Here is a 12,655-nt window from a genome sequence, read left to right on the forward strand (position 1 = left end):
TCATTCCCCCGGGTTGTTGATGGCCGCGCGCGTCGCCTTGTTGGCGGAAGCGAGCGGACGGGTCGGCACGCCCATCGGCGGCTCGACGGCCGCCCCTTCGGGGCCCTTCGTGATCAGCCGGTTGATGTAGTAGATGCCGCCGGAGAACACGATGCCGTAGACGACGACGAACAGCGCCAGCGTGGTGGCCACCGCCCAGCCCTCCACCGGCGAGACCGCGTCCGCCGTGCGCAGGATGCCATAGGCCAGCCAGGGCTGGCGGCCGACCTCGGTGACGAACCAGCCCGAGAGGATGGCGACGAACCCGATCGGCCAGATGTGCTGCAGCGGCGCGAGATACCAGTCGGTCTCGAACAGCCGGCGCCGCCAGAGCAGGAAGACGCCCAGCCAGCCCACGGCGATCATCAGCATGCCGATGCCAACCATGACGCGGAAGGCGAAGAAGGGCACCGCGACCGGCGGCCGGTCGGCGCGGGGGAAGTCCTTCAGTCCCTGGATCGTGTCGGTCCAGCTATGGGTGAGGATGAGGCTGCCCAGATGCGGAATAGCGATCTGGTAGTCGTTGCTCTCCGTCTCTTCATTGGGAATGGCGAACAGTACCAGCGGCACGCCGCTCTCCCCCGGCACATTCTCCCAGTGTCCCTCAATGGCGGCGATCTTCACCGGCTGGTGCTTGAGCGTGTTCAGCCCGTGCGCGTCGCCGATATAGGCCTGCAGCGGGGCGAGAATGCAGATCAGGCCGATCGCCATCCGCATCATGGTCCGCCCCTCTTCCGGGAAGCGGCCGGAATAGACATAGCGCGCACCCACCGCCAGCACCACGAAGGCGGTGGTGAGGTAGCAGGCCGTTACCATGTGCGCGAGGCGGTAGGGGAAGCTCGGGTTGAAGATGACGGCGAGCCAATCCACCGGATGGGCGATCCCGTCGATGATCTCGTGCCCGGCGGGCGTTTGCATCCAGCTGTTGGCGGCGAGAATCCAGAACGCCGACAGCGTGGTGCCGAGCGCCACCATCACGCAGGAAAACACATGCAGCCCGCGCGGCACCCGGTTCCAGCCGAACAGCATGATGCCAAGGAACGTCGCTTCGAGGAAGAAGGCGGTGAGCACCTCGTAGCCGATGAGCGGGCCGATGACATTGCCAACGACGCGGGAGAAATGGCTCCAATTGGTGCCGAACTGGTAGGACAGCACGATGCCGGAAACCACGCCCATGGCGAAGGAGACGGCGAAGATCTTGGTCAGGAAGCGCGCGATGCGGTGGTAGCGCTCGTGCCCGGTGCCGATCCACAGCAACTCGAGCGTCGCGATATAGGCGGCAAGGCCGATGGTGAAGCTGGGGAAGATGATGTGGAAGGAAACGGTGAAGGCGAACTGGATGCGCGCCAATATGGTGGGATCGAAGTCCATCGCTCAACCTCTGCCGTCACCGCCTGCGAGGGTGACTTGCGCAGGGTAAGCCCATGCGCGCGTCAATGGAATGACTCAAATCAGCCACAACACGGTCGAATTGTCCACGGTTCGCGGGCAGCCCCGCGCCGCGTGCGTTGTCCGCTGCGCCGCGACACCGCATAATTGCGGCCGCCTCGCTGCGGACCGGGGTACTCCGCCTCGATTGTTTTCGAGCATGCCAGGGATCAAACAAGAAAATGGCAGCCAAGCTCGCCTTCTCGATCGGCACCCTCGTCACCGACCTGCATCTTTACGATCAGATGAAGGCCTCGTTCCGTGCGAAGGGGTTCGGGGAGGACTGCGAGTTCCTCATGGTGGACAATACGGGCCCGCAGCAGACCGATGCCTATGCGGGGCTGAACCGGCTGCTGAACGAGGCTCGCGCGCCGCTCGTCATTCTTTGCCATCAGGACCTGCTGCTCATCGACGATGGCCGCGCCGAGCTGGAGGCGCGGCTGCGCGAATTGTCGGAGCATGACCCGCATTGGGCATTGGCGGGCAATGGCGGCGGCAGCCACCTTGCCCGGCTGCACCTCCGCATCACCGACAAGTTCGGCGACAACCAGAATCGCGGCGGTCCATTCCCCGTGCGCGTGCGGAGCCTCGACGAGAATTTCATCGTGGTCCGGGCCGAGGCCCGTATCGGGCTGTCGCGTGATCTTACCGGCTTCCACCTGTATGGCACCGACATCTGCCTGATGGCGGATATGCTCGGCTGGAACGCCTATGTCGTCGACTTCCACCTCCGGCATCTCGGCGAGGCCCGCATGGGGGAGGCGTTCGAGCGGTCAGTTCGGGAATTCCGGACCAAATGGAGTCACGCGCTGCGCGAGCGCTTTCTGCAGACGACCTGTACCAGGGTGCTGGTAACGGGGAGAAAACAGGGCCGCCTCGTTCAAGACCTGCGGCTGAAGTTTCCGCTTTCCTATTCCGTCTGGTCGGACAGGTTCCGGAGGAAGGTTAAGGCCTTCCGGCTCTCATCCAGGGCCGGCACGAAATAGGCGGCGCGAGACGTCTAGCTTTCGCTCATCCTCGCCTCGATGGCGAGCATGTCGCGCCAGGCCATGCGCTTGCCGAGCGGGGTGCGCAACAGGTAGGCGGGGTGGAAAGTGGCCAGCGCCGGGATCGTTCGGCTTCCGGTGTCGTAATCCACCCAGCGCCCGCGGGCCTTGGTGATGCCCTCGCGCAGCCCGAGCAGGGTCTGCGCCGAGGGGCCGCCGAGGCACACCAGCAGATCAGGGTTGGCGAGTTCGATCTGCCGGCGGATGAAGGGCAGGCAGATGGCGGTTTCCTGCGGCGTCGGCGTGCGGTTTCCCGGCGGGCGCCAGGGCACGACATTGGCGATGTAGGCGCTCGTGCGGTCGATGCCGATCGCCGCCAGCATGCGGTCGAGCAGCTTGCCCGAGCGGCCGACAAACGGCTTGCCCTCGATATCCTCGTCACGCCCCGGCGCCTCGCCCACCAGCATCAGCCGGGCGGCGGGGTTGCCGTCGGCGAAGACAAGGCGGGTGGCGGTGTGCTTGAGCGGGCAGCCCTCGAAGCTCTCCAGCAGCGCTCGCAGCGCGTCGAGGTCCGGTGCCGAGGCGGCCGCCTCGCGCGCCTCCAGCGCCGCCACGTCCGGCGGCGGCGGGGAGGCCGGGGCGATGATGGCGGGGGCATTGGCAGGCGCCGGGGCGCGGCGCGCGGGCTGTGCGGTGGCGCCTGACGCGGCGGCGGAGGGGGCGCCGCCGGCCATGTGCGGCGGTTCCTGAGCGGCGAGGGACGCGGGCGCGCCCCGCGCGGCCAGGCTCTCGGCGAAGCGATCGACCGGCTCCTCGCCCAGCGCGACATCGACCCCCGCCTCCAGATGGAAGGCGAGGATGTCGGCCAGGGCGTCGCGGTCGCCGTTCCAGCCGTTGCCGTCCGCGCTATCGCTAAGTGTCGAACTCATAAGGCGCATTCTTCCTGTCGGATGGCTGATCCTATCCGTCGCGGAGAGAGTTGTCAGGTCGGGGCAAGCGTGGAAGAAGTCCAATCAGCACCCTGCGGCAGCGGAGAGACGGAATGGACGCGGCGGAACTGCCAGCAGAACTGCCAGAACGCGAGGCGATGGAGTTCGACGTGGTGATCGTCGGCGCCGGTCCTGCAGGGCTCGCCGCCGCCATACGATTGAAGCAGCTCGACGAAAGCCTCTCCGTCGTCGTGGTGGAAAAGGGTTCCGAGGTCGGCGCACACATCCTCTCCGGCGCGGTGGTCGACCCGTCCGGGCTCGACACGCTATTTCCCGACTGGCGCCTCGAGCCGGACGCGCCGTTGAAGACCCCCGTCACCGACGACCGCTTCTACGTCCTCGGCCCCGCCGGCGCGCTGCGCCTGCCCAATGCGCTGATGCCGCCTCTGATGAGCAATCACGGCGCCTATATCGGCTCGCTCGGCACGGTGTGCCGCTGGCTGGCGGGCAAGGCGGAGGCGCTGGGCGTCGAGATTTATCCCGGCTTCGCCGCCGCCGAGGTGCTTTATGAGGATGGCGCGGTGGCCGGCGTCGCCACCGGCGACATGGGCGTCGGGCGCGACGGCGACATCACCGACCGCTTCACCCGCGGCATGGAGTTGCGGGCGAAATACACGCTGTTCGCGGAAGGCGCGCGTGGCCAGCTCTCCAAGCAACTCATTGCTCATTACGGCCTCGACGCCGGGCGCGAGCCGCAGAAATACGGCATCGGCCTCAAGGAGTTGTGGACCGTGCCCGCAGAACAGCACCGGCCCGGCCTGGTGCAGCACTCGTTCGGCTGGCCGCTCGACAACGCCACCGGCGGTGGCTCCTTTCTCTACCACATGGAGGACAATCAGGTGATGGTGGGCTTCGTGGTCCACCTCAACTACGCCAATCCCTGGCTCGCCCCGTTCGAGGAGTTCCAGCGCTTCAAGACCCACCCGCTGGTGCGCGACATGCTGGAGGGCGGCAAACGGATTTCCTATGGTGCCCGCGCGATCACCGAGGGCGGCTTTCAGTCCGTGCCCAAGCTGGTGTTTCCGGGTGGTGCGCTCATCGGCTGCGCCGCCGGCTTCGTCAATGTGCCGCGCATCAAGGGCAGCCACAACGCCGTTCACTCCGGCATGCTTGCCGCCGAGGAGGTGGCGAAGGCGCTCGCCGAGGGGCGCCGGCACGACGAACTCGCCGGTTACGAGGCCGGCTGGCGCGTCTCGCCGATCGGGCGCGACCTGTGGAAGGTGCGCAACGCCAAGCCGCTCTGGTCGAAGCTCGGCACCTTGGCCGGCATCGCGCTGGGCGGGCTCGACATGTGGCTGAACACGCTGTTCGGCATCTCGCCCTTCGGCACGCTGGGCCACGGCAAGCCGGATTCGGCGACGCTGATGCCGGCGGCGCAGGCGAAGCGGATCGACTATCCCAAGCCCGACAACATCGTCTCCTTCGACCGTCTGTCCTCGGTGTTCCTGTCCAACACCAATCATGAGGAAGACCAGCCGGTCCACCTCAAGGTGGCGGACATGGCTCTGCAGAAGGCGTCGGAATTCGAGGTCTATGGCGGGCCGTCGGCGCGTTACTGCCCGGCGGGCGTGTATGAATGGGTGGAAGAGGGTGGCGAGCCGTGCTTCGTCATCAACGCGCAGAACTGCGTTCACTGCAAGACATGCGATATCAAGGACCCGAACCGCAACATCACCTGGGTGGCGCCGGAAGGCGGCGGTGGGCCGAACTACCCCAATATGTGAGGATTGAGGATGCGCATCCGTTTTCTCGCGACCTTGGCAATGGGCGCCGCCCTGTGGATGGGTGCCGACCTCACGGCGCATGCGCAGGAAAAACCCGATTACGCGCCCTATCGTGAAGGGCTGTTCCTGCGCTACCTCAATGCCGAGCCGGGTGAAATCGACGGCGTCCCGCGCCTCGGCCTTTCCTTCGGCGGCAGGCCGCTGCGGGCGGAGCTGGATTCCGGCTCGACCGGCATCGTAGTCGCCGCCGAATTCGTGCCCGGCTTCGAGCAGATGCCCTCGCAAGGCCCGGCCAAGCTCACCTACACCAGCTCCGGCCGGGTGATGGTGGGCCAGTGGGTTGTCACCCCGGTCACGCTCTCGGGCCGAGAGGGGGCGAGCGTTACGACGGAGCCGCTGCCGGTGATGGTGGTCACGGAAGTGCAGTGTCTTGACTATGCGCGCGCCTGCCATCCGACCACCGAGCCGCGCAACATTGCGATGATCGGCGTCGGCTTCGCCCGCGAGGGCGACAAGCAGAGCCAGAGCACGCCGGACAAGAACCCGCTGCTGCATGTGACCGGCGGCGAGGGGCGGCGCCGGCAGGGCTACATTCTCTCGCCGGAGGGCGTGCATATCGGGCTGACCGCCGCCAATACGCGCGGTGCCTTCCGCTATGTGAAGCTCGACCGCCGACCGGACGGCGCCGACTGGGCGCCGCTGCCGGGCTGCATCGCGCTGGGCGACGCGAGCCTGCCGTCCTGCGGCACGGTGCTGGTCGATACCGGCGTGTCGGTGATGTACATGACCGTGCCGGCCTCGCAGGCGGCGGGAGCGCAGGGCACGCTGCCGCCGGGAACGCAGGTGGCGATCAGCATCGGCGCGGAGGGCAGCACCTTCCCGCTCTACAGCTTCAATGCCGGTGATGGCGGGCCGATGACGCCGAGCGCGGTCCATCTGCGGGTGGCGGATGACGCCCCGCCCTTCGTCAACACCAGCTACCACCTGCTGAACGGCTTCGACGTGCTGTATGACGGTGAAGGCGGTTTTGTCGGGTTCCGGCCGAGGTAGCGCTCAGGGGTCGGCGGCGTCGGCATTTTGGGGGATCGAATGGCGAGCGAGATCGACGAGCTGAGGCAGCTCTTCACCGGCCAGCCGCGCCCGACAAGCTGGGCGGAGCGGCGGCAGCGGATGGACGACATCTGCGCCATCGACCCGCCGCCCGAGGATGTGACCTTCACGGCCTTCGACATCGCAGGGCTGCCGGCCGAGTGGTCGCTGGCGCCGGGAAGCGACGAGACGCGCGTGCTGCTGTATTTCCACGGCGGCGGCTATTGCTCCGGCTCGATCCGCAGCCACCGTGCCATGGTCGGAGCCCTTGGCAAGCAGGCGGGCATCCGCACCCTCGCCATCGGCTACCGGCTGGCGCCGGAGTACCCCTATCCCGCCGCGCTGGACGACGCCCTCGCCGCCTGGCGTTTCCTGCGTTCGCAGGGCTACGCGCCGGAGGCCATCGCCATCGGCGGCGACAGCGCCGGTGGCAACCTGACGCTCGCGACGCTGATCGCCCTGCGCGAGGCCGGGGAGGCGATGCCGGCGGCAGCGTGGCTGGTGTCGCCCTGGACGGATTTGACGATGAGCGGCGCGACGCTCGACAGCAAGGCGGCGGTCGATCCGCTGATCAGCCGCGACTATCTCAACGGGCTCGCGCAGGCCTTTCTAGCGGGGCGCGACGCGCGCGATCCGGCGGTCTCCCCGCTCTTCGCCGACCTCTCCCGCCTGCCGCCGACGCTGGTCCAGGTCGGGTCGAGCGAGGGGCTGCTGGACGATGCGGTCGGCATCGCCCGCGCGCTCGGCGCCGCCGAGGTGCCGGTGGTGCTGGAGGTGTGGCCGCAGATGATCCACGCCTGGATGGTGTGGGCGGCGCGGCTTGCCGATGGCCGCGCCGGGCTCGCGGGCGCCGCCGGATGGCTGCGCGCGCAGTTCGCCCTCAGAACAGGCTGAACACGAACACGGCGAGCAGGATGGCGGCGGCCCACAGATCCGTCACCATCGCCACGTTCTCGCGCATGTTCCGGTGCGGGCGCATGAGGTGGTTGACGCCGGCGAGGCCGAGGAACAGGCCGCCGATGAACGCCACCGGCAGCGCCCAGATCGAGAACAGGATCGACAGCAGGCCGGCAAGGCCGATCGAGAGATTGGCAAAGCCGAGTTCCTGCACCACCACATGAGCGCGGGAATCGTCGACGCCGAGAATGCCCTTGAGCGTGTAGCCGGGTTTCACGATCTGGGTCACGCCGGCGAGCAGCAGCCGCACGCCCACCGCCCAGAAGGCGAACCATTTGGTGGCGACGACGATCAGGCTGCCGAGCCCGGTGATGCCTGGATACTCCGCCGCGATGCTCAGCAGCGGCGCCACCACCATCGTAAATGCGACTATCGCGTAATACATGCGGCTCGCCGCTCCCGTTCAGCCTGCCCGATCCCGGCGCGAGTGTGCTGACGAAGCCGCGCCGGTGTCAATGAAGTCGATGGCGCCGCAGGGTTTTTCCCACCGTCCCGGTGCCGGGCGCGCCAACGGGACGGGGAGGCCGGCCCCGCTGCTGCGGGCAGGTGAATACCGGCCGAAAGCCGCGCCGCGCCTTGTCGCGAGCCGTGTCATCGAACTGTAATCGAGGTTTCATCCGCCCGTCACGGCGCGGGGCTACCCCAAGCCGGTCTTCAACAGGCCGGCGGAGCACCGATGGCGGCAGCCCTTCAACTCGACCGCGTGAGCAAGACCTACGGGCAGATGCGTGCGGTGGAGAATGTCTCCCTCACCATCCAGCCCGGCGAGCGCGTCGCCCTCATCGGCGCCTCGGGCTCGGGCAAGTCGACCCTGATCCGCCTTGCCTCCGGCCTCATCCTGGCCGACCGCAACGGCTCGGGTTCCGGCGCCGTCCACTCCTTCGGCATAAAGGTGCAGGAAGGTGGCAAGCTGGCGCGTGACGTGCGGGCGGCGCGCCGGCATATCGGCCTCGTCTTCCAGCAATTCGCGCTGTCGGGCCGGCTTTCGGTGCTGACCAATGTGCTGGTCGGCGCGCTCGGCCGCATGAGCGCGCTGCGCGGCACGCTCGGCCTGTTCAATGCCGATGAGCGCCGGACCGCCTATGCCGCGCTGGCCGAGGTCGGCATTGCCCCGCACGCCGCCAAGCGGGCGCGCGAGCTTTCCGGCGGCCAGCAGCAGCGCGTCGCCATTGCCCGCGCGCTGGTGCAGGGCGCCAAGCTGGTGCTGGCCGACGAGCCGATCGCCTCGCTGGACCCAAAAAGCGCCAAGCGGGTGATGGACACGCTGGTGACGATGAGCCGGGACCACGGCATCGCGCTGGTCGTCTCGCTGCATCAGGTGGACTACGCCACCGCCTATTTCGACCGCGTCGTCGCGATGAATGCCGGCAAGGTCGTGTTCGACGGCCCGGCGTCGCAGATCAACGCGGCCTTTCTCACCGAGCTCTACGGCGCAAGCGCCGAGGAACTGATCCTTCCCAGCCAGTTCGTGGTGCCGGCCCCCGCCGAAGCCGCAGCCCCCTCCCAGACCGTTTCCTGACAGGAGCCACCCCATGAAGCGTCTCATTGCCACCGGCCTCGCGCTTGCCGCCCTTGCGGTTCCGGCCCGCGCCGAAGAGATCAAGGAGCTGAACTTCGGCTTCATCTCCACCGAATCCTCGGCCAACCTTGCCAAGAGCTTCGAGCCCCTGATCAAGGACATGGAAAAGGCCATCGGCATTCCGGTGAAGCCGTTCTTCGTCGGCGACTATGCCGGCGTGATCGAAGGCATGCGCTTCAAGAAGGTCGATATCGCCTGGTACGGCAACAAGTCGGCCATGGAAGCGGTGGACCGCGCCGGCGGCGAAGTGTTCGTCAAGACCGCCAAGCCGGATGGTTCCTCGGGCTATTATTCGCTGATCGTCACCCATGTCGACCGCAACGACATCAATGATCTCAAGGACGTGCTCGACTGCGCGAAGGGCTACAATTTCGGCAATGGCGACCCGAACTCGACCTCGGGCTTCCTGGTGCCGAGCTATTATGTGTTCGCGCTGAACAATGTCGACCCGACCAAGTGCTACAAGCGCGTCGTCGCCTCGAACCATGAAGGCAACCTGCTCGCGGTCGCCAACAAGCAGATCGACTTCGCCACCAACAACACCGAGAACGTCTCGCGCCTGCAGGCGACCCGCCCGGCGGAAGCCGCCAAGATCAAGGAAGTGTGGCGCTCGCCGCTGATCGCCGGCGACCCGATCGTGTGGCGCAAGGACCTGCCTTCCGACCTGAAGGCGAAGATCTACACCTTCTTCATGACCTATGGCCGCAACGGCACCCCGGAAGAGATCGCCCACGCCCGTGAGGTTCTCGCCAAGACCTCGGACGGCTGGGGTCCCTTCCTCGCGTCTTCCGACGCCCAGCTGATCCCGGTCCGCCAGCTCGAACTGTTCAAGGCCAAGGTTAAGGCCGAGAACGACGACAAGCTCTCCGCCGACGAGAAGGCCGCGAAGGTCAAGGAGATCAACGCCAAGCTCGCCGACCTCGACGACCAGCAGAAGAAGCTCCCCAGCATGTGAGACAGGCGGGGCCGCACGCACGGCCCCGCATCCTGCCACTGACAAACGCCATCCCGGACGGCCGAAAGGTCGATCCGGGATCGCTGCGACAGAGCCCGCCGATGACGCCGGCCGGACGACGATCACGGGGATAGCCACATGTTTGCCGCTGCCGACGCCGCCCACCGCACCGCCTCGCGCACCATGCCTGCGCCGCCGGTGACGTCGCTGGCGACCCGCCTGTTCCGCCTTGCCGTCGCGGCCATCACCATCGTCGTGCTGGTGGCCGCCTGGTACGAGGCGGAGATGAACCCGGCGCAGCTCTGGCGCGACTCCGGCAACATGGCCACGCTCGGCGCCGATTTCCTGCGCCCCGATTTCAGCGACTGGGACGTCTACACCAACGCCATGCTGGAAACGCTGGCGATCGCCATCTGGGGCACTGTGCTGGCGGTGATCGCCGGCATTCCGCTCGGCATTCTCTCGGCCGAGAACGTCTCCCCGCGCTGGCTGGTGTTCACTGTCCGCCGGCTGATGGACGCCTGCCGCGCCATCAACGAGCTGGTCTTCGCGCTGATCTTCATCGCCGCCGTGGGCCTTGGCCCCTTCGCGGGTGTGCTTGCGCTGTTCATCCACACGACAGGCGTGGTCGCCAAGCTGTTCTCGGAAGCGGTGGAGGCCATCGACCCCGCCCCGGTGGAGGGCATTCGCGGTACCGGGGGCACCTGGCTGCAGGAGGTCATCTACGGCGTGCTGCCGCAGGTGATGCCGCTGTGGATTTCCTATGCGCTCTACCGCTTCGAATCCAATGTCCGGTCCGCCACCGTGCTCGGCATTGTCGGTGGCGGCGGCATCGGCATGACCTTCAACGAGACCATGCGCGGTTTCCTCTATTCGCAGGCCTCGGCGATCCTGATCATGGTGGTGATCACCGTCTCGCTGCTCGACATGGTGAGCCAGCGCATCCGCAAGAAGTTCATCTGAGCCGCTCGGCCGGGGCCTACACCACAACGGCTGACAGCGCGGGCGCAGGGCGTCCGCGTTCTCGTTTTGCCCGGGCGCGCGGGTGGTAGCGGGCCATGGCGCGCAAGCTCTCCAAACGGTAATGTTGCGGCCACCATCCCGCCAGCATCGCGCGGCGTAGATGGGGAGATCGCGACGTCTTCCCGGAGTAGCCCCCTTGCGCGCCATTTCCTCTCTGCTCGCCGACGTCTGGCGGCTGTCGATCCCCTATTTCCGCGGCGAGGACAGGTGGCGTGGGGGCGCGCTGCTGGCGGCGATCATCGCGCTGGAGGTCGCCTGGGTTTATGTCATCGTGCTGATCAACCAGTGGAACGCGGTTTTCTACAACGCGATCCAGGAGAAGGACTACGCCGCCTTCGTCCATCAGCTCTGGATTTTCACCTTCTACGCCGCGGTCGCCATCGGGGTAGGCGTCTACCAGGTCTATCTGCGCCAGTGGCTGGAGATACGCTGGCGCAACTGGATGACGGACAAGTACCTCACTGCCTGGCTGGCCGACGAGACCCATTACCGCATGCGGTTGAAGGGCGACGAGGCGGATAACCCCGACCAGCGCATTGCCGAGGACATCCGTTCCTACATCGCCCAGACCATCGGCCTGTTTCTCGGGCTGCTCAACTCCATCATGACGCTCGCCTCCTTCGCCGTCATCCTGTGGGGGCTGTCGGGCGATTTCGCCTTCAACCTGTTCGGCGCGGACTGGGACATTCCCGGCTATCTCGTCTGGGCCGCCTTCGCCTATGCGGCGCTGGGCACCCTCATCGCCCACCTCATCGGCCGTGTGCTGATCAAGCTCAACTACGACCAGCAACGCTACGAGGCCAATTACCGCGTCGACCTGGTGCGGGTGCGCGAGAATGGCGAGCAGATCGCGCTGATGCAGGGTGGCCCGGTGGAGCGCGCCCGGCTGCTCTCCCGCTTCAGCCATGTCGTTCACAATTACTGGGGCATCATGATCGCCCAGAAGCGGCTGACCTGGTTCACCTCGGGCTATGGCCAGCTGTCGGTCATCTTCCCCTTTGTCGTCGTCGCGCCGGCCTATTTCACCGGGGCGATCCCGTTCGGCCAGCTCATGCAGACCTCCCAGGCCTTCGGTCAGGTGCAGGGCTCGTTCTCCTTCTTCATCAACGCCTATACGACGCTGGCCGAGTGGAAATCGGTGGTCGACCGGCTGGTCGGCTTCGAGCGCTCGGTGCAGAAGACGCAGGCCGAGGCGCTGCGCAGCGCTTTCCGCCGCGTGCCGGCGAGCGGTCCGGCGCCGCTGGCGGTGAGCGCCATGGAGGTGCGCCTGCCGGATGGGCGGGCGCTGCTGGACGTCGCGGCGCTGGAACTGGTGCGCGGCGAGCGGGTGCTGCTGTCGGGTCCCTCGGGCAGCGGCAAGAGCACGCTGCTGCGCGCCATCGCCGGCATCTGGCCGCATGGCCATGGCGAGGTGGAGGTCGTGCCCGGCGCGCGGGTGCTGACCCTGCCGCAGCGGCCCTATCTGCCCGTCGGCACGCTGCGCGGCGCGCTCGCCTATCCCGACCCGCTGGAGGCGTATGACGACGAGACGCTGCGCGAGGCGCTGGAGGCGGTCGGCCTGCCGGGCCTCGCGGGGCGGCTGGACGAGAGCGCGCCGTGGGCCACGATCCTGTCGGGCGGCGAGCAGCAGCGCCTCGCCGTGGCGCGCGCCCTGCTGGTGAAGCCGGACGTGCTGCTGCTGGACGAAGCCACCTCGGCGCTGGACGAGGCGAGCGAGGGCGCGCTCTACCTTCTGCTGCGCGCGCGGCTGCCGCAAACCGCGCTGCTCTCCATCGGCCACCGCTCGACCCTGATCGGGCTGCACGAGCGGCAGGTGACGCTGGCCCGCGAGGGCGAGGGGCCGGCGCGACTGGTCGATCTATCCCCGGCTCCGGTGGCGGCGTAAG

Annotated in this window: 11 protein-coding genes; 8 read left to right on the forward strand and 3 right to left on the reverse strand. The window is 67.4% G+C overall.

Annotated features, from left to right (window positions below; all coding sequences use genetic code 11):
* The gene (locus EV667_RS06485; protein ID WP_131834436.1) at nucleotides 1–1,410 is read right to left on the reverse strand and encodes a cytochrome ubiquinol oxidase subunit I; all 1,410 of its coding nucleotides are present in this window, start codon (nucleotides 1,408–1,410) and stop codon (nucleotides 1–3) included.
* Nucleotides 1,411–1,649: 239 nt separating this feature from the next.
* On the opposite strand from EV667_RS06485, the gene EV667_RS06490 reads away from it, so the two are divergent.
* Nucleotides 1,650–2,453 (forward strand): hypothetical protein, encoded by an 804-nt coding sequence (locus tag EV667_RS06490; RefSeq protein ID WP_207907682.1) that lies wholly within the window; start codon nucleotides 1,650–1,652, stop codon nucleotides 2,451–2,453.
* 14 nt (nucleotides 2,454–2,467) lie between these two features.
* On the opposite strand, the gene EV667_RS06495 is transcribed toward EV667_RS06490, so the two are convergent.
* Entirely contained in the window at nucleotides 2,468–3,382 is a 915-nt protein-coding gene (locus EV667_RS06495; RefSeq protein WP_131834438.1) for a uracil-DNA glycosylase, read from the reverse strand.
* Nucleotides 3,383–3,495: 113 nt separating this feature from the next.
* Here EV667_RS06495 and EV667_RS06500 point away from each other — a divergent pair, with 113 nt between their 5' ends.
* Genes EV667_RS06500 through EV667_RS06510 form a run of 3 tightly spaced genes read left to right on the forward strand, consistent with a single transcriptional unit; the run spans nucleotide 3,496 to nucleotide 7,149 of the window.
* On the forward strand, nucleotides 3,496–5,166 hold the full coding sequence (locus tag EV667_RS06500) for an electron transfer flavoprotein-ubiquinone oxidoreductase (RefSeq protein WP_131834439.1): 1,671 nt from the start codon (nucleotides 3,496–3,498) through the stop codon (nucleotides 5,164–5,166).
* A gap of 9 nt (nucleotides 5,167–5,175) precedes the next feature.
* The gene (locus tag EV667_RS22850; RefSeq protein WP_245516008.1) at nucleotides 5,176–6,216 is read left to right on the forward strand and encodes a hypothetical protein; all 1,041 of its coding nucleotides are present in this window, start codon (nucleotides 5,176–5,178) and stop codon (nucleotides 6,214–6,216) included.
* A 39-nt stretch (nucleotides 6,217–6,255) separates the two neighbouring features.
* Nucleotides 6,256–7,149, forward strand: a complete 894-nt coding sequence (locus EV667_RS06510; protein WP_131834440.1) for an alpha/beta hydrolase — start codon at nucleotides 6,256–6,258, stop codon at nucleotides 7,147–7,149.
* Here EV667_RS06510 and EV667_RS06515 read toward each other — a convergent pair.
* On the reverse strand, nucleotides 7,136–7,597 hold the full coding sequence (locus EV667_RS06515) for a DUF6790 family protein (RefSeq protein WP_131834441.1): 462 nt from the start codon (nucleotides 7,595–7,597) through the stop codon (nucleotides 7,136–7,138). The two genes, EV667_RS06510 and EV667_RS06515, sit on opposite strands and share 14 nt — an antisense overlap.
* A 291-nt stretch (nucleotides 7,598–7,888) precedes the next feature.
* Here EV667_RS06515 and phnC point away from each other — a divergent pair, with 291 nt between their 5' ends.
* The 4 genes from phnC to EV667_RS06535 all read left to right on the forward strand — a co-directional run bounded on the left by phnC (nucleotide 7,889) and on the right by EV667_RS06535 (nucleotide 12,654).
* A complete protein-coding gene (gene phnC, locus EV667_RS06520) occupies nucleotides 7,889–8,731 on the forward strand; it encodes a phosphonate ABC transporter ATP-binding protein (protein ID WP_131834442.1) in 843 nt (280 codons plus the stop codon).
* 13 nt (nucleotides 8,732–8,744) lie between these two features.
* Nucleotides 8,745–9,746: a phosphonate ABC transporter substrate-binding protein gene (gene phnD / locus EV667_RS06525; protein ID WP_131834443.1), complete on the forward strand. Its 1,002-nt coding sequence runs from the start codon at nucleotides 8,745–8,747 to the stop codon at nucleotides 9,744–9,746.
* A 138-nt stretch (nucleotides 9,747–9,884) separates the two neighbouring features.
* Nucleotides 9,885–10,709 (forward strand): phosphonate ABC transporter, permease protein PhnE, encoded by an 825-nt coding sequence (gene phnE, locus EV667_RS06530; RefSeq protein WP_131834444.1) that lies wholly within the window; start codon nucleotides 9,885–9,887, stop codon nucleotides 10,707–10,709.
* Nucleotides 10,710–10,905: 196 nt separating this feature from the next.
* Entirely contained in the window at nucleotides 10,906–12,654 is a 1,749-nt protein-coding gene (locus EV667_RS06535) for an ABC transporter ATP-binding protein/permease (RefSeq protein ID WP_131834445.1), read from the forward strand.
* The last annotated feature ends 1 nt before the right edge of the window (nucleotide 12,655 follow it).

This window comes from Ancylobacter aquaticus (genome assembly GCF_004339465.1).
Classification (GTDB): domain Bacteria; phylum Pseudomonadota; class Alphaproteobacteria; order Rhizobiales; family Xanthobacteraceae; genus Ancylobacter; species Ancylobacter aquaticus.

What these genes read in the sequence shown, in the direction of transcription:
- phnC (WP_131834442.1), top strand. Translation starts at nt 7,889, where the DNA reads ATGGCGGCAGCCCTTCAACTCGACCGCGTGAGCAAGACCTACGGGCAG.
- EV667_RS22850 (WP_245516008.1), top strand. Translation starts at nt 5,176, where the DNA reads ATGCGCATCCGTTTTCTCGCGACCTTGGCAATGGGCGCCGCCCTGTGG.
- EV667_RS06515 (WP_131834441.1), bottom strand. Translation starts at nt 7,597, where the DNA reads ATGTATTACGCGATAGTCGCATTTACGATGGTGGTGGCGCCGCTGCTG.
- EV667_RS06485 (WP_131834436.1), bottom strand. Translation starts at nt 1,410, where the DNA reads ATGGACTTCGATCCCACCATATTGGCGCGCATCCAGTTCGCCTTCACC.
- phnE (WP_131834444.1), top strand. Translation starts at nt 9,885, where the DNA reads ATGTTTGCCGCTGCCGACGCCGCCCACCGCACCGCCTCGCGCACCATG.
- EV667_RS06510 (WP_131834440.1), top strand. Translation starts at nt 6,256, where the DNA reads ATGGCGAGCGAGATCGACGAGCTGAGGCAGCTCTTCACCGGCCAGCCG.
- phnD (WP_131834443.1), top strand. Translation starts at nt 8,745, where the DNA reads ATGAAGCGTCTCATTGCCACCGGCCTCGCGCTTGCCGCCCTTGCGGTT.
- EV667_RS06500 (WP_131834439.1), top strand. Translation starts at nt 3,496, where the DNA reads ATGGACGCGGCGGAACTGCCAGCAGAACTGCCAGAACGCGAGGCGATG.
- EV667_RS06495 (WP_131834438.1), bottom strand. Translation starts at nt 3,382, where the DNA reads ATGAGTTCGACACTTAGCGATAGCGCGGACGGCAACGGCTGGAACGGC.
- EV667_RS06490 (WP_207907682.1), top strand. Translation starts at nt 1,650, where the DNA reads ATGGCAGCCAAGCTCGCCTTCTCGATCGGCACCCTCGTCACCGACCTG.